The organism is Oceanobacillus sp. M65, assembly GCF_052246275.1.
Taxonomy (GTDB): domain Bacteria; phylum Bacillota; class Bacilli; order Bacillales; family Amphibacillaceae; genus Oceanobacillus_B; species Oceanobacillus_B jordanicus.
The window spans coordinates 928,493-947,102 of sequence record NZ_JBQQCJ010000001.1 but is presented as its reverse complement, the minus strand read 5'-3'; the positions used below and the strand labels follow the sequence as shown (position 1 = coordinate 947,102).

At 38.4% G+C, this 18,610-nt stretch carries 20 protein-coding genes; 5 read left to right on the top strand and 15 right to left on the bottom strand.

Going from position 1 to position 18,610, the window contains the following annotated elements; genetic code table 11:
* Nucleotides 1-82 precede the first annotated feature (82 nt).
* The 9 genes from ACTWPF_RS04525 to ACTWPF_RS04485 all read right to left on the bottom strand — a co-directional run bounded on the left by ACTWPF_RS04525 (nt 83) and on the right by ACTWPF_RS04485 (nt 8,719).
* Nucleotides 83-916 (bottom strand): SDR family oxidoreductase, encoded by an 834-nt coding sequence (locus ACTWPF_RS04525; protein WP_443148454.1) that lies wholly within the window; start codon nt 914-916, stop codon nt 83-85.
* Nucleotides 900-1,991, bottom strand: a complete 1,092-nt coding sequence (gene uxuA / locus ACTWPF_RS04520) for a mannonate dehydratase (RefSeq protein ID WP_443148453.1) — start codon at nt 1,989-1,991, stop codon at nt 900-902. The genes ACTWPF_RS04525 and uxuA overlap by 17 nt, the downstream gene beginning before the upstream one ends.
* Nucleotides 1,988-2,617 carry a bifunctional 2-keto-4-hydroxyglutarate aldolase/2-keto-3-deoxy-6-phosphogluconate aldolase gene (locus ACTWPF_RS04515; protein ID WP_238018339.1) on the bottom strand — a complete coding sequence of 210 codons (630 nt, stop codon included), beginning with the start codon at nt 2,615-2,617 and terminating at the stop codon, nt 1,988-1,990. The genes uxuA and ACTWPF_RS04515 overlap by 4 nt, the downstream gene beginning before the upstream one ends.
* Before the next feature lie 15 nt (nt 2,618-2,632).
* Nucleotides 2,633-3,652, bottom strand: coding sequence for a zinc-binding alcohol dehydrogenase family protein (locus ACTWPF_RS04510; RefSeq protein WP_443148452.1), 1,020 nt, complete (start codon nt 3,650-3,652; stop codon nt 2,633-2,635).
* A gap of 12 nt (nt 3,653-3,664) precedes the next feature.
* Nucleotides 3,665-4,939: a TRAP transporter large permease gene (locus ACTWPF_RS04505; protein WP_106897729.1), complete on the bottom strand. Its 1,275-nt coding sequence runs from the start codon at nt 4,937-4,939 to the stop codon at nt 3,665-3,667.
* Entirely contained in the window at nt 4,939-5,421 is a 483-nt protein-coding gene (locus ACTWPF_RS04500) for a TRAP transporter small permease (protein ID WP_238018338.1), read from the bottom strand. Before ACTWPF_RS04500 ends, ACTWPF_RS04505 begins: the two co-directional genes overlap by 1 nt.
* A gap of 144 nt (nt 5,422-5,565) precedes the next feature.
* Complete coding sequence (locus ACTWPF_RS04495; protein WP_443148451.1) at nt 5,566-6,558, bottom strand: DctP family TRAP transporter solute-binding subunit; 993 nt, start codon at nt 6,556-6,558, stop codon at nt 5,566-5,568.
* Nucleotides 6,559-6,577: 19 nt separating this feature from the next.
* The gene (gene allD, locus ACTWPF_RS04490; RefSeq protein ID WP_443148450.1) at nt 6,578-7,588 is read right to left on the bottom strand and encodes an ureidoglycolate dehydrogenase; all 1,011 of its coding nucleotides are present in this window, start codon (nt 7,586-7,588) and stop codon (nt 6,578-6,580) included.
* A 117-nt stretch (nt 7,589-7,705) separates the two neighbouring features.
* The gene (locus ACTWPF_RS04485) at nt 7,706-8,719 is read right to left on the bottom strand and encodes a substrate-binding domain-containing protein (protein WP_443148449.1); all 1,014 of its coding nucleotides are present in this window, start codon (nt 8,717-8,719) and stop codon (nt 7,706-7,708) included.
* Between the two features lie 269 nt (nt 8,720-8,988).
* Here ACTWPF_RS04485 and ACTWPF_RS04480 point away from each other — a divergent pair, with 269 nt between their 5' ends.
* The 5 genes from ACTWPF_RS04480 to ACTWPF_RS04460 all read left to right on the top strand — a co-directional run bounded on the left by ACTWPF_RS04480 (nt 8,989) and on the right by ACTWPF_RS04460 (nt 13,439).
* Nucleotides 8,989-9,951 carry a TRM11 family SAM-dependent methyltransferase gene (locus ACTWPF_RS04480; RefSeq protein ID WP_443148853.1) on the top strand — a complete coding sequence of 321 codons (963 nt, stop codon included), beginning with the start codon at nt 8,989-8,991 and terminating at the stop codon, nt 9,949-9,951.
* A 164-nt stretch (nt 9,952-10,115) separates the two neighbouring features.
* The gene (locus tag ACTWPF_RS04475) at nt 10,116-10,817 is read left to right on the top strand and encodes a response regulator transcription factor (protein ID WP_443148448.1); all 702 of its coding nucleotides are present in this window, start codon (nt 10,116-10,118) and stop codon (nt 10,815-10,817) included.
* The gene (locus ACTWPF_RS04470; RefSeq protein WP_443148447.1) at nt 10,814-11,740 is read left to right on the top strand and encodes a sensor histidine kinase; all 927 of its coding nucleotides are present in this window, start codon (nt 10,814-10,816) and stop codon (nt 11,738-11,740) included. Before ACTWPF_RS04475 ends, ACTWPF_RS04470 begins: the two co-directional genes overlap by 4 nt.
* Nucleotides 11,741-11,824: 84 nt before the next feature.
* Entirely contained in the window at nt 11,825-12,751 is a 927-nt protein-coding gene (locus tag ACTWPF_RS04465) for an ABC transporter ATP-binding protein (protein WP_443148446.1), read from the top strand.
* Nucleotides 12,744-13,439 (top strand): ABC transporter permease, encoded by a 696-nt coding sequence (locus tag ACTWPF_RS04460; protein WP_443148445.1) that lies wholly within the window; start codon nt 12,744-12,746, stop codon nt 13,437-13,439. The genes ACTWPF_RS04465 and ACTWPF_RS04460 overlap by 8 nt, the downstream gene beginning before the upstream one ends.
* 231 nt (nt 13,440-13,670) lie before the next feature.
* Here ACTWPF_RS04460 and ACTWPF_RS04455 read toward each other — a convergent pair whose 3' ends face one another.
* The 6 genes from ACTWPF_RS04455 to ACTWPF_RS04430 all read right to left on the bottom strand — a co-directional run bounded on the left by ACTWPF_RS04455 (nt 13,671) and on the right by ACTWPF_RS04430 (nt 18,606).
* The gene (locus tag ACTWPF_RS04455) at nt 13,671-14,399 is read right to left on the bottom strand and encodes an SIS domain-containing protein (RefSeq protein WP_443148444.1); all 729 of its coding nucleotides are present in this window, start codon (nt 14,397-14,399) and stop codon (nt 13,671-13,673) included.
* Complete coding sequence (locus tag ACTWPF_RS04450; protein ID WP_443148443.1) at nt 14,399-15,115, bottom strand: KDGP aldolase; 717 nt, start codon at nt 15,113-15,115, stop codon at nt 14,399-14,401. The genes ACTWPF_RS04455 and ACTWPF_RS04450 overlap by 1 nt, the downstream gene beginning before the upstream one ends.
* 50 nt (nt 15,116-15,165) lie before the next feature.
* Complete coding sequence (locus ACTWPF_RS04445) at nt 15,166-15,885, bottom strand: creatininase family protein (protein WP_443148442.1); 720 nt, start codon at nt 15,883-15,885, stop codon at nt 15,166-15,168.
* A gap of 69 nt (nt 15,886-15,954) precedes the next feature.
* Nucleotides 15,955-16,947: a phosphotriesterase family protein gene (locus ACTWPF_RS04440; RefSeq protein ID WP_443148441.1), complete on the bottom strand. Its 993-nt coding sequence runs from the start codon at nt 16,945-16,947 to the stop codon at nt 15,955-15,957.
* 71 nt (nt 16,948-17,018) lie between these two features.
* Nucleotides 17,019-18,314 (bottom strand): PTS ascorbate transporter subunit IIC, encoded by a 1,296-nt coding sequence (locus ACTWPF_RS04435; protein ID WP_443148440.1) that lies wholly within the window; start codon nt 18,312-18,314, stop codon nt 17,019-17,021.
* A 22-nt stretch (nt 18,315-18,336) separates the two neighbouring features.
* On the bottom strand, nt 18,337-18,606 hold the full coding sequence (locus ACTWPF_RS04430) for a PTS sugar transporter subunit IIB (protein WP_036576616.1): 270 nt from the start codon (nt 18,604-18,606) through the stop codon (nt 18,337-18,339).
* Nucleotides 18,607-18,610 lie beyond the last annotated feature (4 nt).

The following is an 18,610-nucleotide window of genomic DNA, read 5'->3' as shown; positions in this document are numbered from 1 at the left end:
CTTTAAATCTATGGATCTCCTGACCTGCCCAGTCAGCGACCTTTATTATTATTTGATCCCCTATTGTTAAACCATGATCCTATTATACTCCGGAATAAGCCATAAATCCGCCGTCTACAGGAACCGTTACACCTGTTACGAAGCCAGAGTATTCAGGATCTACTAACCATAAAAGTGTACCAATTAGGTCGTTAGGATCGCCGAATTTTTCCATTGGTGTTCCGGTAATGATTTTTTCAGCTCTTGCTGTATGGTTGCCCTCTTTATCCAGTAAAAGATCTCGGTTTTGCGTAGTAAGGAAGAACCCTGGAGCTATTGCATTTACTCTTAACCCTGTGTTGGCAAAATGAACGGATAGCCACATCGTAAAGTTATTAATGGCAGCTTTTGCTGCAGAGTATGCAGGCACTTTTGTCATCGGTGCATATGCGCTCATGGAAGAGATATTAATTATGCTAGAGCCTTGTTGCTCAAGCAATGCTTCCCCAAATACTTTCGCAGCTAAAAAGCTTCCTTTAAAATTACGGTCAAATACGCTAGTAAACCCTTCAGCTTTTAAGTCAAAGAAAGATTTTTTTGCATCTTGGCTATGCTTCTCTTCTGAGGTAATCGCGTCCTCATGGTTGCCCCCAGCTCCGTTGATTAAGATATCAATCTTTCCGAATTTACTCAGAACTTCTTGCTTCGCCTCTAATAATGCATCCTCTTCCAATACGTTAGCACCAATTGCGATTGCTTCTCCATTAGCTTTGTTGATTTCGTCTGCTACCTTTTGGCCATTTTCTAACGTTCTGTTTAAAATGGCTACTTTAACCTTTTGTCTACCTAATTCCTTTGCCATTGCAGAACAGAGGACACCACTTCCACCTGTAATGACTGCTACCTTACCTTCAAGATTCTCATGTACTGGAAACATAGTTGGCCTCCTCCTTCTTGACTGATTGGAATGCATCCCATAGCCCATTCAAATACATTATTCCTAATGCTCTATCATAAAGCCCGTACCCTGGTCTGGAAACTTCATTCCAAATATGTCTACCATGGTCTGGCCGAATATAGCCATCATAGTTGATGTCACTTAGCTGCTTCATAATATTTTTAATATCAATATTGCCATCTGAAGATAAATGAGATGTCTCAATAAAGTTTCCATTCTCAAAAATCTTTACGTTACGCACATGTAGAAATGGCGATCTCTCTGCAACATCCTTTATAATTTCTACCGTATTATTTTCCCGATTTGCTCCTAGAGCACCTGAACAAAATGTTAGCGTGTTCGATGGTGAATCAGATAGAGAATATAAACGTTTTATATCCGCATCATTTTTCATGATTCGTGGTAGGTTAAACACAGACCATGGTGGATCATCCGGGTGAATCGCCAGTTTTACTCCATGGCTTTCCGCTACTGGTAATACTTCATCTAAAAAGTATGCGAGATTATCCCATAGATCATCCTCTGTGACAGACTCATACTCTTCCAAAAGTTCCTCTATTTTAGCTAGCCTTTCTGGTTCCCATCCTGGTAAGGTTAAATCACTTGAATTAATCACATCATTAGCCATTGTTTGTAGGTTTATATTTTCCACTATCTTTTTTTCAAAAAATAAAGCGGTTGATCCATCAGGTAATGGCTCTTTCATATTTGTTCTAACCCAGTCAAATACAGGCATGAAATTATAGCAAATAACCTTTACTCCATGCTTGGCTAAATTTTTAATTGTTTCTTTATAGTTAGCTATATAGCGATCTCTGTCTGCATTCCCTATTTTTATCGATTCGTGGATGTTCACACTTTCTACTACTTCTGCATGAAAGCCATGGGATTGAATATATTTCACTTCTTCTTCAATTGCTTCCTCGGTCCATACGTCTCCAGCTGGCACTTTATGGAGTGCCCACACAATTCCCTTTACACCTGGGATTTGTCTAATATCCTCTAAAGAGACCGTATCATTGTCCCTTCCAAACCAGCGAAAGGTAATATTCATTCTTTCACCCTCCTTAGTGTGTTTGTATAGTTTTGAGCTAATGCAGTAACGCCTTCTGCCCCGTTATTTCGATAAGCTTTTGTAAGATCACTGCCAATCCCGACAGCAACAGCCCCTGCTTGTATCCAATCCTTCATATTTTCTAAATTGATTCCACCTGTTGGCATAACGTCCACCTGTGGAATAGGCCCTTTAATCGATTTAATAAAGCTTGGGTCAAACCCATTAGCAGGAAATAGCTTCACAATGGTGCAGCCATATTCTAGTGCTGAAACAATTTCTTTTACCGTCATACAACCAGGCATATAAAGAACATTGTACCGATTACACAACTTTGCTATTTCTGAATCAAAATGAGGACTTACTACGAATTGCGCTCCATGCAAAATGGCGTCACGGGCTGTTTGCACATCTAATACCGTACCAGCTCCAATGGTAGCATCTGTAGAATGAAGGGCTTCAAAAGCTTTGCCGACAAAAGGGGTTGTGTACGTTAATTCAATATGAGTAATGCCACCTTTTATAGCTGCTTCAGCAATAGACTGTGCTTCTTCAGCACTATTTCCCCTGATTACGGCCACTAATTTTGATGCTTGTAGTTTTGCGATCATTTCTGTCAGTGCCATGCTCATCCTCCTTGCTTAGTCAAAAGCTATGACTGCTTTTCTTACTAATTGTGGATTTTCTTCTATGAATTTGAACGCTTCTTCTACTTCGTGAAGTTGAAATTTATGCGTAATCAAGCCATTATGCGTTAACTTTCTATCATTCATTAAATCTATTACATAAGGAAACTGGCCTGTCTGCAATCTTGATCCCACAATTGTGAGCTCTTTTTTTGTAATAGGCATTGCCGGAATAGAGGATGGCCTTGTATCAAATCCAAGTGTTACAACATAGCCAGAAGGGGATACAACTTCGACACTTAATTCAAATGTTTGTGGTGTACCAACTGCATCAATTACAACGTTTGCTCCTTCCCCTGCCGTAATTTCTTCGATTTTTGTGGCTACATTAATTTCAATAGGGTTGATCGTATAATCTGCGCCATTTTCCTTTGCAAAATCTAATCTTTCCTGTGTAATATCAGAAATAATAACCGTAGCGCCACGTAGCTTGGCCATTTTTAACACCGTAATTCCAATTGGCCCTGCTCCTTGAATAAAAACTGTGTGACCCTCTTGGACATTTCCTCTCCAGGTGGCCTGTGCCCCAATCGTATAAGGCTCTGCCATTACGGCTTCGTCCCAATCGATTGTTGGGTCAATTCTATGAACTTGATTCTCAGGAAGTACGGCGAATTCTCTCATACCACCGTCTTCATGCACCCCAAAGGCAGACAGCTCTTTACATACATTGGGACGTCCATTTTTACATGCGAAGCATTTCCCGCAATAACGGATCGGTTCTACAACAACACGATCACCAACTGCTACAGAGGATACTTGGGAGCCTACTTCCACGATTTCTCCAGTTACTTCATGACCTACTATTCTAGGATACGTGGCCATTGGATTTGTGCCATGGTAGATATGCATGTCTGATCCGCATATCCCTACCCTTTTAATCTTTAATAGAACTTGACTTTCCTTATCAATTTGTGGTTTATCTACATTTGTTATCTCGATTTTACGTGCTTCGGGCATTAATACTGCTTTCAAGTCAATCCACCTCTATTCAAAAAGATTTGGTAAAAATAACGTTATTTGTGGGACAAATGCGACAAGTAATAGCACGAGAAGGGCAATACCAAAGAATGGAACGAGCTCTCGTACCACTTTCCCCATGGTGACTCTACCTATTTGGGATGCAACAAAGAGACATACACCAACAGGCGGTGTCATTAAGCCAATTACTAATGTTAGAACCATCACTACACCAAATTGAATTGGGTCCATTCCAATTTGCGTTGCAACCGGTAATAATACTGGAAATAAGATTACAAGTGCTGCAATGGTTTCCATAAATGTACCCACGAATAATAGTAGTAAGATAATCAGTAATATCACGACGACAGAGTTAGTTGAAAATCCTAAAATGGAATCTGCTATTAGTTGGGGGATTTGCTCTCTTGTCATAATCCAACCAAATAGGTTAGCAAAACCTACTAATAACATGATAGAAGCCGCGCTTACCATTGACTTTAAGATGATTGATGGTAAATCTTTCACTTTCAACTCCTTATACACTAACAATCCGACCACAACAGCATAAAGAACTGCAATAATAGATGCTTCTGTTGGTGTGAAATAACCACCTAGAATTCCATACAAAATAATGATTGTCATAAAAAGAGCCCAAAATGCTCCACTAAAACTCGTCCAAATTTCTTTTAAAGTACTTCTTTTTCCTTTTGGATAACCTCTTTTTACGGAGATCAAGTAGGTTGGGATCATCAATCCGAGGCCTAGTAACAGACCTGGTATAATACCTGCTGCAAACAAATCACCAATGGAAAGTGCTGCTAGCGTACCGACCATAATCATCGGTAGAGACGGCGGGATAATTGGACCAACAACGGATGAAGAAGCTGTAACCGCCGCAGAGAATCCTGCGCCATACCCTTGCTTTTTCATAGACGGAATCATAACAGAACCAATACTCGCTGTATCAGCTAATGCCGTACCAGAAATCCCGGAAAACCCCATGGATGCACCAACATTTGCTAAACCTAGCCCACCACGGATATGGCCCAATATGCTATTTGCAAAATGTATAATCCTATCCGTAATACCTCCTGCGTTCATTAAATTACCAGCAAGAATAAAGCCTGGTATACAGAGGAGCGTAAAGGAATTTAAACCACCAAACATACGTTGAGGTATAATCGTTAATGGAATATCCCCTATAACTAAATAAAGAAGTGAGGCTAACCCTAAGCTGAAGGCAACAGGGATCCCTAGGAAGATTAAGACTATAAATGATCCAAATAATAATGCTGCCATAATTATTCCTCCTCGTAACCCTGTTCAAAATTATATTGATTCTTTAACAGGCGGATGATTTGAATGGTAGAAAAGTATGCCAAAAACACACCCAAAATGACAAACCCTGCATGTATATACGACATCGGGAAGTTCATCGTGGCAGATAATTGATTTGCACCAATTTCGGTGAATGTGAGGCCTTCCATCACTAAAACCACACTCAAAGCTAAAATAAGTAAATAGATGACAATCTCGTAATATTTACGGATTTTTAGTGGTATTCTTTTTAAAATAACGTCAACGTTTATATATTCTCCTTTTAACAACCCTAGTGGAGCACCAAAGCATATTGTAAAGATGAAGAAATATCGCGTTAATTCTTCTGTCCATACTGCGTTATATGGCAAATATCTAGCCATAATTTGGACAACCACTGCACTAATAACGCCTATAAAACTAACGATTGTTAGAAATCCGAGTAATCGCTCAATAAGCTTGGTCATTTCCTCCTGCACCGTCCCTTCATAAAAAAAGCCACCTCTTTTTTATACCCCTTTGTCAATAAAGCAATAAGAGCTGCCCGCTCTACCTCCTTAAGGTAAAGAAGGCCAGCCCTTCATTTTTTGATTGGGTCCGTCTATTAATGTCTACTCAACTTCTAAAATCCGATTATATAGATCTAGCTGTTCATCTGATAACGATTTTTCTACCGCTGGGATCATAACCTCTCTAAAGGCTTCTTGATCAACGTCAACAAATTCCATGCCATTGTCAGTTAATTCGCCTTCAATCTGTTCGATTTCTTCTTGGTAAAGCTCTTCTCCGATCTTCTGTGCCTCTTCGGCTGCCTCAAGAACTGCATCTCGTTGTTCATCATTCAACGCTTCAAGCTGCTCATTTCCTACTAATACATAAATCCATGAATGAACATGCTCCGTTCTATTTACATATTGCTGTACTTCATAAAGTCCACCGCTTTGGATTAAATCAACAGGGTTCTCTTGACCATCAATAACCCCTTGCTGAATTCCTGTGAAAACTTCATTAAAGTCCATTACTTGAGGGTTCGCTCCTGCAGCTTCCCATGTATCTAAAAATAATGGAACGTTTGGTACACGCATACTAAAGCCACTTAAGTCTGCAGGAGATTTAATTGGTTCTTTAGAAGTTAGGTTTCTCGGTGCACGTGTATGATAGTAAAGTGGAGTCAGCCCTGCTTCTTCTTTAATCTGATCTTCAATTTCCTGCCCAATCTCCCCTTCTACCACGGAAGTAACGTGATCTAAATCTCTAAAAGCATACGGTGCTGCCAATAGCGCGGCTTTTGGTGCCCAGTTTTGTAGAGTTTCCCCTGAGATAACTAAATCTGCTGTGCCCGCCTGAATGGAATTAATCGTATCTGTTTCGCCACCTAATGAATTATTCGGATAAATCTCTATTTCAATCTCACCATTGGTCTTTTCGTTTACTAGACTTGCAAATTCTTCGGCTGTTTTATGCCAAAAATGGTTTTCATCAGATAAATGGCCTAATTTCCACTCGATGGTATCCCCATTTCCACCACTAGCCTCATCTGACCCACATGCTGCCAGAAACAATACAATTGCAGATAATATGATCGTTAATTTCATCTTCTTCATGATAACTCTCTCCCCTTTTTTAATTTGCTAGATACTCATAAACAGATGCAGCAATCGTAACCCCTTCTTTTCGATTCTTTTCCTCATTAAGCTGTTCAATTTCTCCTGGGATAAGAACCTTATCAAATCCTTCTGCAGGACTTGCGTTATGCAGTTCATCAATCATTTGGTCCATATTTTCTAGAAAACTATCTTTATCCGTAAAATAGGATGGATTGATCACACAGAAATAATGCCCTAAATGTCGGTACTTATCTAAATCCCCGTACATTTTATTAACGTGTGGACCAAAAGCAGCACCCGCTAATAATCCAGAAAAGATATCAACAATTAAGGAAAGGCCATAGCCTTTAGGCCCGCCAAATGGGCTTAGTGCTTCTACTTTAGAAGGATCTGTAACAGTATTCCCCTCAGCATCAACGCCCCAGCCTGCCGGGATATCTTTGCCTTCTTCTTTAAATTGTAAAATCTTCCCTAGCGCTACTGTAGAAGTTGCCATATCTAGTATGAACGGCTTTTTCTTTTTTGCTGGAACTCCATAGGCTATTGGGTTTGTACCTAAGAAAGGCTTCTTCCCACCAAATGGAACAACAATTTTATCGGTATGTGTCATCGCAATCCCAATCAACTGTTCTTCAGCTGCCCTGTTTACAAAATAGCTTAAGGCCCCGCAATGGCTACTGTTCATTGCTGTAACCATTCCAACCCCATTTTCTTTTGCGGATTCAATCGCTACTTCCATTGCCTTATCTGCAATGACATGTCCAAACCCATTATCACCATCTACGACAGCAGTAACCGGACCCGTATTGTTGACTGAAATGTTCGGAGTTTTATTCAATCCACCTTCATTTAGTCTATTAATATAGTGTTCTGTTCTTAAGACACCATGAGAACTCACACCTCTTAGATCTGCATGGATTAAAATGCTAGCTACTTTTTCTGCATGGTCTTTCTCTAAACCTGTTTGTTCCAATTTAGCTACTACCAGACGTTTAACTTCTTCTGCTTGTACTGTTACTGTGCTCATCGATGCCTCCTAATCCAGATTACGGTTATAACCTTATATTTTTGTATTTCCTTTCCAAACCTTATTCGAGTGAAAGCCTATTACTATAATTGCAATCGCTTGCAAAAACAAGCAAGCTTACTTCTTTATCTGTTCGCTTTCTATGTGGGTAACTGGGGTGAATCTTCTTAATTCATATTCTTGTTTCCGTTCTTCTTCCTGAATCTCTTTCAGTAAACAACTTGCTGCTTCAACACCTATTTCTACAGTTGGTTGTTTTATTATCGTGATAGGTGGATTCAATAAATCCAAATAAACAGAGAAATCAATCGTGATCACATTTATATCACGTGGTATTTTTAAGCGCTTACTTTTTAGAAATTTTAGTAACTCTATTAAAGAAACATCATTCACTGTAAAGAACCCTTTAGGCAAATCATTCTTTCTATATAACGTTTTTAGATGCTCGGAGACTTTTTGGCTATTCCCTTCTACAATCCAATCTTCTTTGAGTTGAATACCTCTCCTGGCTAATGCTTTCCTAAATCCTTCTAGTCGTTCTTCACGTGGTGTCATGTTTTTCTTTAGAGGCGGTAATACAATACCTGCTTCTTGTATCCCATTTTGATAAAAGGACTCTACTGCAATTTCTGCTGCTGCATCATTATCTAACAAAAAGGTTGGATATATATTTCCATCTACCTTTCTATCTATGAAAACGACCGGGAATTGCAATTCCTTTAAATACTGATAGTAATCAAAATTGCCTGTAGTCGGAAAAATGATTAAACCATCTACTTGCTTAGCTAATAAAATATCAATGTACTTTCTTTCTTTTGCTGAATTGTCGTCTGCATTACAAACAATGAGTTGAAAATTGTTTCGCTCACATTCATCTTCTATAGCACGAATAACTTCCGTAGTGAAAGAATGTAAAATATTTGCGACGATAACACCGATCGTCCGAGTCTTCTTTTGTTTCAGACTTTTAGCGGTAAAGTTCGGCACATACTGGAGCTCTTCGATGGCAACCTTAATCCGTTCTTTTGTAGGCTCCGACATATATGTAAAACGATTATTTATATATTGTGATACCGTACTTTTAGAAATTCCTGCTAACTTTGCAACATCAGCCATCGTAGATTTTTTCATAAATGCCCCCTCCATGTATGTAGTAAACCGGTTTAGTAAATCGGTTTAAGTAAATTATATTTGAAACCCCTTACAATTTCAACCCCTTTTATCTGAAACTTCTATTTTATACGCTGGAAGCTGTCGGTAACTTTCATGCATTCGCAAACGAGTGGAGCGACATCTTTACATAACCTATTACTTTTTTCGTTATAATGGTTTATATAAGATATAATAGATTGAATAGTAATGGATTGATTATTGATCGAAGAAGGGCTAATACACAAATTATGACAAAACTTAACTCGCAAACATCCGAATACATATACACCTGCACACATGGTCTCGAAGAAAAATCTCTCAGTGCATTAGAACAAAGGGCTCTCTTTGGAGAAGAAGCTGATAACCTGATAAAAAGCACAAGAAACATCGATCCTAGCAGGAGTCCATTTATAAAGGGAAGACTCTCAATTCTTTTCTCTGGCAAATCTGTTCAGGAAATCGCTAAACAGGTTCACCAAATCGAGCTTAGTGACAAAACCTTTAAGGTACTCTACATAAAAATAAATGACCTATCCAATGAACAAAAAATAGAATATGCAGAACGGCGGATTATTGAAAAAGAGATTGGATGGAATATCATCGGAGAGGCGCAGATGAAAAATCCTGATATCCTTTTCGGTATTGTACCGTTTAAAGGGCGGTGGTACTTTGGGACTTACCAAGAAAGCGAGTCCGTATGGCTCCATCATGTGAAGAAACCTCAAGAATACTCGACTGCAATAAGCACACGTTTGGCCAGAGCTGTTGTAAATATAGCAGTTCCATACCCATCAGGTGTCCGCGTAATCGATCCTTGCTGTGGAATAGGAACGGTACTTGTCGAAGCACTCTCCATGGGGATCCAGATTGTTGGTTCTGACCGCAATCCATTAGTAGTAAAGGGATCCAGGGAAAATATCTCTTATTTTAACTATGACGGACTAGTGAAAGTACAAGATATTGCCGAGGAAGAAGGCCATTATGATGTGGCAATCATTGATATGCCTTACAACATTTACTCCAGTGCTACTCCGGAAGAGCAGTTCGCTATTATCAAGCACGCAAAAAGAATAGCGGATAGAGTCGTGATTCTTACAATCGAAGACATGGACGAGATGATATTGATGGCTGGTTTTAAGATAGTCGATCGATGTGTTGCTCATAAGGGGGTAAAGAAGCTTTTCTCACGGCAGGTAATCGTTTGTGAATAGCGGAAGGCGGTGAACACTAATGATAGGAGAACCTAAATCCGTACTCCTTCTGTATATTCCTCTAGATCATTTGCTTTTACTAGGCAATTGATTGCCCTTTAACTCTACCTCCCTTCTGCTCCGCTAATAGTAAACCATATCTCTATAAAGAAAGAAGTGAAGACATGGGCGAATCAATATTGCTCGTTGAAGATAATAAGCAAATCCATGAAATGGTTTTAAATCATTTAAAAAAAGAAGGGTTTAGGGTTACATCGGCATTTGATGGCGAAGAAGCAATGAAACTCTTTTCAGGAGAAGTTTTTGATTTGGTGATACTTGATTTAATGTTACCTTCTTCTAACGGCTTAGATATTTTACAGGGTATCAGGAAGTATAGCCTGCTCCCTATATTGATTATGTCTGCTAAAGATAGTGATCTAGATAAAGCCCTTGGTCTTGGTTTTGGGGCAGATGATTATATTGGAAAACCTTTTTCGCTTATAGAAATGACAGCCAGGGTTAAGGCTGCATTACGACGATCAACGCAATATAGTCAATCAAATCCTGATAATCAAAATCAGGTAGTGAAGGTGTCCAATCTTGAAATCAATCTGAATAACTTTTCCGTATTAAAAAATGGAGAGGAAATGAATTTGACTGCAAAGGAATTTCAGATATTGCGTTTACTAGCAACGAATCCAAACCAAGTATTTACGAAAGGTCAACTTTTTGAAAGTGTATGGAGGGAAACGTATTACGGAGATGATAACGTTATAAACGTCCATATTCGTAGACTTAGGGGAAAAATTGAAGATGATCCTTCTTCCCCTAAACACATAAAGACAATATGGGGGATTGGTTACAAAATGGAGATAAACCCATGATATATGCTTTATCTGTTCTTCTACTTCTCCTGTTATTAATAGTTTATCGGTTTTATAGAGTAAAGAAGCAAATCAACCAAAATCTCTCGTATATTTCTAAAAAGCTGAACAGTATTATTTCGGATGAGTCAGCTGAACGGTTGTTATTATTTACTGATAAAAAGCAGATAAGAGAGCTGTTAATTGAAATTAATTATTTGCTTGATTACCATCAGGAATACACGGCTGAAGTTGCTCGTGTGAGAACGTCAATGAATCGCATGCTTACAAATGTTTCACATGACTTAAAGACACCACTTACTGTTATTTTAGGATATATTGAGACAATACAGCATAATAAGGAGATCACTCCTGAAGAACGAGCTGCTCTTTTGGCCACGGTGAATGAAAAAGTAATTGAAGTAGCCAGTCTAATGAATAAATTTTTTGATTTAGCAAAGCTTGAATCAGATGACTGGCAGCTGGAAATGAGTAAGATACATATAAATGAGGTATGCAGAAAAACAATACTCGTCTATTATGATACGTTAACCACCAAAGGCTTTGACGTATTAATTGATATACCAAAGGAGTCTATTTTTCTTTATGCAGATGCAGATGCCATTACCCGTGTTTTGGAGAATTTATTATCAAATGCCATTCGATATGGGAAGGACGGAAAAGTAGTCGGCCTAACCTTGCGTCAAGATAGCGAGCATGTGTTTATCGACATTTTGGATAGAGGAAAAGGGATAAAAGAAACAGAAACGAACCAAATCTTTGAACGATTGTACACCTTGGAGGATTCAAGAAGCTCTTCCGCAGAAGGAAGTGGCCTAGGGCTAACCATTGCAAAACGATTAACGGAACGGATGCACGGGCATATTGAATTTTCCAGCGTTCCTTTTAAGCAGACGGTCTTCACAATTAAATTCAAAAAATAACTTAAGAAAATAGTAAGGATTCAGTAATAAAAACGACAGTTTCCTTTGATATAGTGAAGTTACGTTAAGAAAGGAAGTTGTTGTATGACCTATATTCTTAGAACCTACCAGTTAACAAAGGCTTATAAGAAGGAAGAAGTTGTTTCAGATATAAATATGAATGTCCGACGTGGTGAGATTTATGGTTTTCTTGGCCCAAACGGTGCAGGGAAAACAACGATTATGAAAATGATAACCAATCTTGTTAATCCAACAGGAGGAGAAATAGAGGTATTAGGAGAAAAATTACACTCCACCTCTTATGAACTATTAAAAAGAATGGGAAGCATTATTGAATACCCCATTTTTTATGAAAAACTCTCTGCTAAAAAAAACCTAGAGCTGCATTGCGAATACATGGGGTACTATAATAAAAAGGCTATTCCTGAGGCATTGAAGCTAGTAAATTTAGTCAACATTGAAGAAAAACCCGTTAAAGCGTTTTCGCTTGGTATGAAACAAAGGCTCGGTATTGCAAGAGCAATCATAACGAAACCAGATTTACTTATATTAGATGAACCAGTGAATGGATTAGACCCTGTTGGGATGCACGAATTACGCGATTTGTTTTTGAAGCTCAGCAGACAATACGGGATTACCCTGTTGATCTCTAGCCATATTCTTGGGGAAATCGAGCAAATTGCCGATACAATTGGTGTGATCCGTGAAGGCAAACTGATAGAAGAGGCTTCAATGGATGAGATTCGCAGCAAACATACAGATCATATGGAGTTATTTGTAACCAACTATTCAAAAGCTGCTTTTGTTCTGGAAAATGAATTGAAACTGGTTAACTTCCGAGTGATAGAAAAAGAGGGTTTAATAAAAATCTATGATCATCATCTTTCTCAAAATGACATTATCCAGGCTATGGTTCGCAACGAGATAGAAATTGGTGCTATAAAGAAGAAAAATCAATCACTTGAAGAATATTTCTTACAACGAATAGGAGGAGGCAATAACCATGCTTAATCTTATCAAGTTGGAAATAAGAAGAATGAATAGTGGTAGTGTCTTATTAAATTTTATGTTGATAAATGTGGGAATTATCGGGATTCTCTTATTGCTTGGTTTAGATTCAGAGGCTGCTACAGAGTTCCTTGCAAGCCCCGAAGATGTTATGAGGTTGATTGAATTATTAGTTGTAGCGGCATTTGTAATCAATGCATCTGTATTGCTTTCTAACTTGATAATCGAAGAGTTTAAGAATAAAACCATCTTGGTGTTATTCATGTATCCAATCAATAGGAAGAAGCTTCTTTTGGCAAAGGTACTAGTTATAAGTATGTTAACTTTTTTATTTGTTATCATGTCAGAGATCATTGTGTTTTCCAGTTTTTCTGCGATTAATAATATGTATGCCCATATTACGGTGCCTTTACCGACAGATCTCTTAGCTGATAAGATAATTCACTTAATTGTTACAGCAGTGGCATGTGCTGGAATGTCTTTAATTCCTTTATTTTTTGGGATGATTAAATATTCTGTTCCAGCAACGATTACTTCCTCTATTCTTATTATCGCAATCTTATCTTCCTCTTTTGAAAGTGGGATCGGAGCTAACCTGTTTTCTTATACCATAATACCAATTATGCTAGGGATCATTGGTTTTTTTGTAGCGAATCTAGTGATAAGTAGGGTAGTAAAAAGGGATTTTTAAGTCTGAGGAGGATATTAAGTGCGGTCGTAACTGATTAGAATAATATAATTATTTCTCAGTTTTCAATTTAGAGGTTTAAGTTAGCAATTTAAAGCTACCCAGGTGAGTTTTTACTTATTAAGTAGAATTAGAGCATATTCGTCATCCATCACTCTAATTCTACTTAATTACTCAATCAAACTTCTTTAGGTGTTTTTTCACACATAAAATGTTGTTACTCTAATGAGTCATCTAAAGCTTTACCCGATCCTTATATTTATCGATTAATAACTGATTATGTTCATCTGCACCTTCTATGTTGCCACTTAGAAAGACTGGTGGTTCAAAGTTATTGTCTGCCATTTGTTTAATAGATTCTGCAAAAATCGCATTTAATATAGTAGACCCAATTACCGTAGAGCTAGGAGAAAAGTTAACATCTACTTTGTCATGAGATAAGAGTGCATCTCCAACCGGAGCATGATTGTCAATTACTAGATCCACAGCATCGAATAAGTGCAGTTCACTAGTATGCCGCGAAGGTTGGCTAGAAGAATATGAAATCGAAGTTATACCAATAACAAAAGCTCCTTTACTTTTAGCAATTTTTGCTACGTCTACTGGGACCGGATTTCTTCCTGACGTAGAGATAACGATAATGAGATCACTGTTTCGAATATCCTGAGACTCCATAAATGTTTTTGCATAGTCATTCTTTCTTTCAAAAGCAGAAGAACGAACAGCACCTTCATGAAGCATTAAAGGTTCATGTAAAACAGGGTGAATTGGAACTAAACCACCTGCACGATAATAGACTTCTTCTGTTAAAATATGTGAATGGCCGCACCCAAATAAATGGACAACCCCACCATTTTGTATGACTTCCGCAACTTTTTTTGCAGCAAGAGACATTCCTTCCAGTTCTTCTTTTTCTACAATGGCGAGTAAATTCGCGATTTCACTGAAATATTTATCAATCATTATAATCCCTCCACTTCTGCTAGAATCTCCGATACTTTGGCTGGAATTGTAGCTCCAGTACTTTTGTCAATCGTTGATCCAAAGATATGTGGCATAAAGAAATCAATATCGATATCTTTAATTGCTGTAAAAATCGCTTTTATGTTGTTTACATCGATTCCACCTGCAGGTTCCACACCGCGAATCCCTTTTGCAGCAGCCACTCTCGTTAGATATACTAATTCTTCTAGGTGTTGCGTACCCTTAATTGGCATCATTTTTATACTCTCAATCCCATATCCTCTTGCTACTTCAATAAATTCCTCGACTTGCATTACTTGTTGTGAAACAGCTAATTTAATCTTCCCTACTTCTCCTGTTGGTTGAATAAGTGCATTGACTAATTGAGCTGGAGCACCTTTTCTATCAAGATAGCGTCTCGCATAGGATGCAGTTTCAAATGGCTGGTTGATATGGCCTGGGCTTGAGACAACCGCTATGTCTAAGACCTTTTTCCAATTAGCAGGATTTCCACCACCACCGAGGCCGATACTCACCGTATTCGTAATAGATTTTAATTCCTCTACCTTCTTTACAGCCGCGTCGACAGTATCAAATTTATCTGATACAATGCCTGGTACTACACAACCTGATCCAGCTTCTATTATTGCCTCAGCATTCTCTCGGTCATTCGCTAAAAAATTGAATAGAAATTTATCATAAAGTTTTTCTTTCATGGCGTGTCACACCTTTACTATTTCATACTAATTCCATATGTTATCTAATATTATTTTAGGTCTTTCATGATTTTGACCATATTCTCCAAAGCTGTATTAATAATATGTTCGCCTTTTTGTTTCGTAGCTAGGCTTGCATCTCCTAATACAGCTGTTTCTGTAAAATCCTCCCAAGGTGTAGGAGTGAAATCTGCATGCTGAGGAATAGTTGGTATATCTGTGAGTGCCTTTTCCATGTTTACCAATTCAGGTGCAAGGTAAAGCATGAAAGATGTTTCAATTTCACATGCGTGGAAGTAAGTATTGTGAGTTGAGCTTTTTTCTCTCACTTCAGCTGCAGCATTGTTCATACCAGGATAAAAGAAATAAATCACCCGCATTTCTGGGCACGATTCATACAATACACGTGCCGCTTCTTTTAATGCCGTTTGATTCCCTAAATGGCCATTTACCATAACAAATGTTTTGAAGCCTTGTTTATATAGACTTTCTCCAATATCAACGAGAAAAGCAATCATGGAATTATTTTTTATATTGATACTTCCAGGAAAATTGCGTAGGCTCCATACTTGTCCATAAGGTAAAGTTGGTAATACAAGAGCCTTTGTTCGTTCCGCCAATTTGTGGGAGAGCCGCTCCGCAAGAAAATTATCCGTCCCCAGTGGTAAATGCGGGCCATGTGCCTCTACCGCACCAACTGGTAAGATAGCAATTTTTGATTGATTAATTTTTTCTTTTACGTCAAACGAATTTTCATATTGGAATTCCATTTTATCACCATCCAATTTATTAAAAATTTTTCAAGGTAGAAATGTAAGGCCGTTACAATGCCTTTCAACCTATTTTTTAAATGTGAAGCAACGTGCAGGGTTTTGGATGAAAAACTTATTAATTAACTTTGCACCATCAAAGCCATTTTGATTTGCTTCATCAATGAATCGTGGAACCCATTTGCCAATAATATACTCCAAGCCTAATCCAAAGTCATAATGTTTATAGTAAGACTTTCTTGCTGTGTCACCACTTACTAAAATCTGATCCTCATATCCCTTTTTAACAAGTTCTAAGATACATTGAATTCGGGTGCTTTCTGGTGCATATTTAATTTTCGAAATACCATCAAAAGATAATAATGCACCAGTTTGGGCTACTTTCTCATGATAATAAGGATCGGGGTTCCGATCCATATGGCCGAAACTAATATATTCTAAATTTATACCTTCACTCTTTAGTAATTCAATTTGTTCAAGCCCCATTGTTCCTGCTTCTGTATGAGAGTGCAAAGGCGCCTTTGTTTCATGGTGTGCTCTTGCTACCGCGCGTAATGTTTTTTCCTCTAATGGTGTTATCCTGTTATAGCCTGTACCAAATTTCACCTGTCCTCCCCGTATAGTCGTACCTTCAAGTCCCTCTTCCACTTCACGGATTACGAAATCAGCTAGCTCGTTAATTGATTTTGCCTCTATCCATTCAGAATACCTAACATAGTCACCTGTTAGTCTTTTAACATTTTCAGGGATTGGGGCATCCCATAGAAAACTCTTGTTAAATCCTGCAGTCCCAATAATCGTAATGCCAGTTTCTTCTGCAATCTCTTTGACTGCTTGCACGTCACGCCCATAGTCGACTGCCGTGGCATCAACAATCGCCTGTCCGCCGAGATTTTTGAAATCTTGGACGTCCAGTTTGGATTTTTGTTTATCATCTAAAAGCAGGTCGTCTTTCTCTTGTTCAACCCAATACGGTGGACGACATACAATATGTTCGTGTGAATAGGTAAAACCTAATTTTGATGGCTCTATATCGCCGTGAAATGTTCTAATAAAACTCATTGAAATCACCCCTGATGTAATTTATTAATTAAACTTAAAAAAGGGGACATACATCCCCTAACCCTCTTAATCTAGAAAAACAATTGTGCTAAAAATCGGATGATTGGACCTAAGATGAACATATCGGAATCTGCTGCCCACATTGCTGTATCTGGTACTGTACCAGGTAAAAGCATCTTCACCATTACAAATTGTCCCCATGCTACGACAGTGGATGTAATGAAACCACCCATGATGGCACCTCTTACCCCACCTGTGGCATTTCCGAATACCCCTGCAGTAGCAGAGTGGAAGAATAGCACAATCATCGTTGGTACAAACACATAGCTAACTGTATTCCCTAATATCACCAACCAAATTATTGCCCCAACGAATGATCCCAAGAATCCTAGGATTACTGCGTTTGGTGCAAAAGGGAAGACAACTGGGCTATCTAGCGCTGGTTTCGCACCAGGTACAATTTTCGTTGCAATTCCCTTAAAGGCAGGAACCATCTCCCCAATGAACATACGCACACCTAGTAACACAACTGCAATACCTGCAGCAAATGTGAATGACTGTATGATAGAATAAACAATAAAGTTTTGATCTCCTGCAGCATCTACTAGCCCCTGAGCTCCTGGTGTGTCCTTAAAGGAAATAATAATTGCTCCGACTAAGAATAATAGTCCCATTGTCAATGCTGTAATAACGTTTGAATCTCTTAGAAATTCTAACCCTTTTGGTAGTTTGATTTTCTCAGAATCATTTTCTTTATTACCTAAATACTTACCAGCCAAAGCAGCTAATAAGGATACAGACGCTGATGTATGTCCAAGTGCGATATTATCATTTCCCATGATCTTCCTCATAAAAGGCTGGGTTATAGCAGGCTGAAGTGTCCAATATAACCCCATAAACACGGCTAAGAATATAACGAGTTTACCGAAGGAGACATCTCCAGCAGTTTGAACAACAATTCCAGCGAAAATGGTGGTTGTCCAGAACATCATATGACCAGTTAAATAAATATATTTAAATCTAGTAAACCTAGCTAGTAAAACATTAATAACAAATCCTAACGTCATTGCTAAAGTAACTGCACTACCATACTTCGCGTTAAATGCTTCTTGGCCCATGAAATCACCAAGCGGCTCTGCCGAAAGATTAAAAACTTCTTTCCACAACGGTTCAAAAACAGTCAAGGCTCCTGTGATTACGGTGGAACCAGCACTTATGATTAAGAAACCAATAATGGCTTTAAACGTACCGCTAATTACCTGACTCGCCGTTTTTTTCTGTAGTAGTAATCCTAATAGAACGATGAAACCTAGTAGAATCGCGGCTTGCCCAAAAATATTCGTTGCAACCCAAAATATAGCATCCATTTACGTTTCCCCCCTGGTTAATTTAACTTTCGATGTTCTCATCTATTGCATTGTTTATTTCTTCCATATCAAAATAGTTATTCACTATGAAGACTTTTGCGCTATGCTCCACAAGGCTTTCTGCTAATTCATTACTTGTAATGATATAATCCGCCTGCATTGTTGAAGCAGTCGAAACATCCATATGCTCCACCTCCGCACTAATTCCTTTATCTGCTAATGCTTGTTCAACATTCATTTTCAAGATTAAGCTTGTTCCCTGACCTAGTCCGCAAACAGTAAGTACTTTCATCATC

Coding starts and splice junctions, on each gene's coding strand:
- ACTWPF_RS04455 (WP_443148444.1), bottom strand. CDS start 14,399: ATGATTGATAAATATTTCAGTGAAATCGCGAATTTACTCGCCATTGTA.
- ACTWPF_RS04445 (WP_443148442.1), bottom strand. CDS start 15,885: ATGGAATTCCAATATGAAAATTCGTTTGACGTAAAAGAAAAAATTAAT.
- ACTWPF_RS04500 (WP_238018338.1), bottom strand. CDS start 5,421: ATGACCAAGCTTATTGAGCGATTACTCGGATTTCTAACAATCGTTAGT.
- ACTWPF_RS04525 (WP_443148454.1), bottom strand. CDS start 916: ATGTTTCCAGTACATGAGAATCTTGAAGGTAAGGTAGCAGTCATTACA.
- ACTWPF_RS04440 (WP_443148441.1), bottom strand. CDS start 16,947: ATGAGTTTTATTAGAACATTTCACGGCGATATAGAGCCATCAAAATTA.
- allD (WP_443148450.1), bottom strand. CDS start 7,588: ATGAGCACAGTAACAGTACAAGCAGAAGAAGTTAAACGTCTGGTAGTA.
- ACTWPF_RS04465 (WP_443148446.1), top strand. CDS start 11,825: ATGACCTATATTCTTAGAACCTACCAGTTAACAAAGGCTTATAAGAAG.
- ACTWPF_RS04430 (WP_036576616.1), bottom strand. CDS start 18,606: ATGAAAGTACTTACTGTTTGCGGACTAGGTCAGGGAACAAGCTTAATC.
- ACTWPF_RS04435 (WP_443148440.1), bottom strand. CDS start 18,314: ATGGATGCTATATTTTGGGTTGCAACGAATATTTTTGGGCAAGCCGCG.
- ACTWPF_RS04470 (WP_443148447.1), top strand. CDS start 10,814: ATGATATATGCTTTATCTGTTCTTCTACTTCTCCTGTTATTAATAGTT.
- ACTWPF_RS04515 (WP_238018339.1), bottom strand. CDS start 2,617: ATGGCACTGACAGAAATGATCGCAAAACTACAAGCATCAAAATTAGTG.
- ACTWPF_RS04460 (WP_443148445.1), top strand. CDS start 12,744: ATGCTTAATCTTATCAAGTTGGAAATAAGAAGAATGAATAGTGGTAGT.
- ACTWPF_RS04485 (WP_443148449.1), bottom strand. CDS start 8,719: ATGAAAAAATCTACGATGGCTGATGTTGCAAAGTTAGCAGGAATTTCT.
- ACTWPF_RS04495 (WP_443148451.1), bottom strand. CDS start 6,558: ATGAAGAAGATGAAATTAACGATCATATTATCTGCAATTGTATTGTTT.
- ACTWPF_RS04475 (WP_443148448.1), top strand. CDS start 10,116: ATGGGCGAATCAATATTGCTCGTTGAAGATAATAAGCAAATCCATGAA.
- ACTWPF_RS04480 (WP_443148853.1), top strand. CDS start 8,989: ATGACAAAACTTAACTCGCAAACATCCGAATACATATACACCTGCACA.
- ACTWPF_RS04450 (WP_443148443.1), bottom strand. CDS start 15,115: ATGAAAGAAAAACTTTATGATAAATTTCTATTCAATTTTTTAGCGAAT.
- uxuA (WP_443148453.1), bottom strand. CDS start 1,991: ATGAATATTACCTTTCGCTGGTTTGGAAGGGACAATGATACGGTCTCT.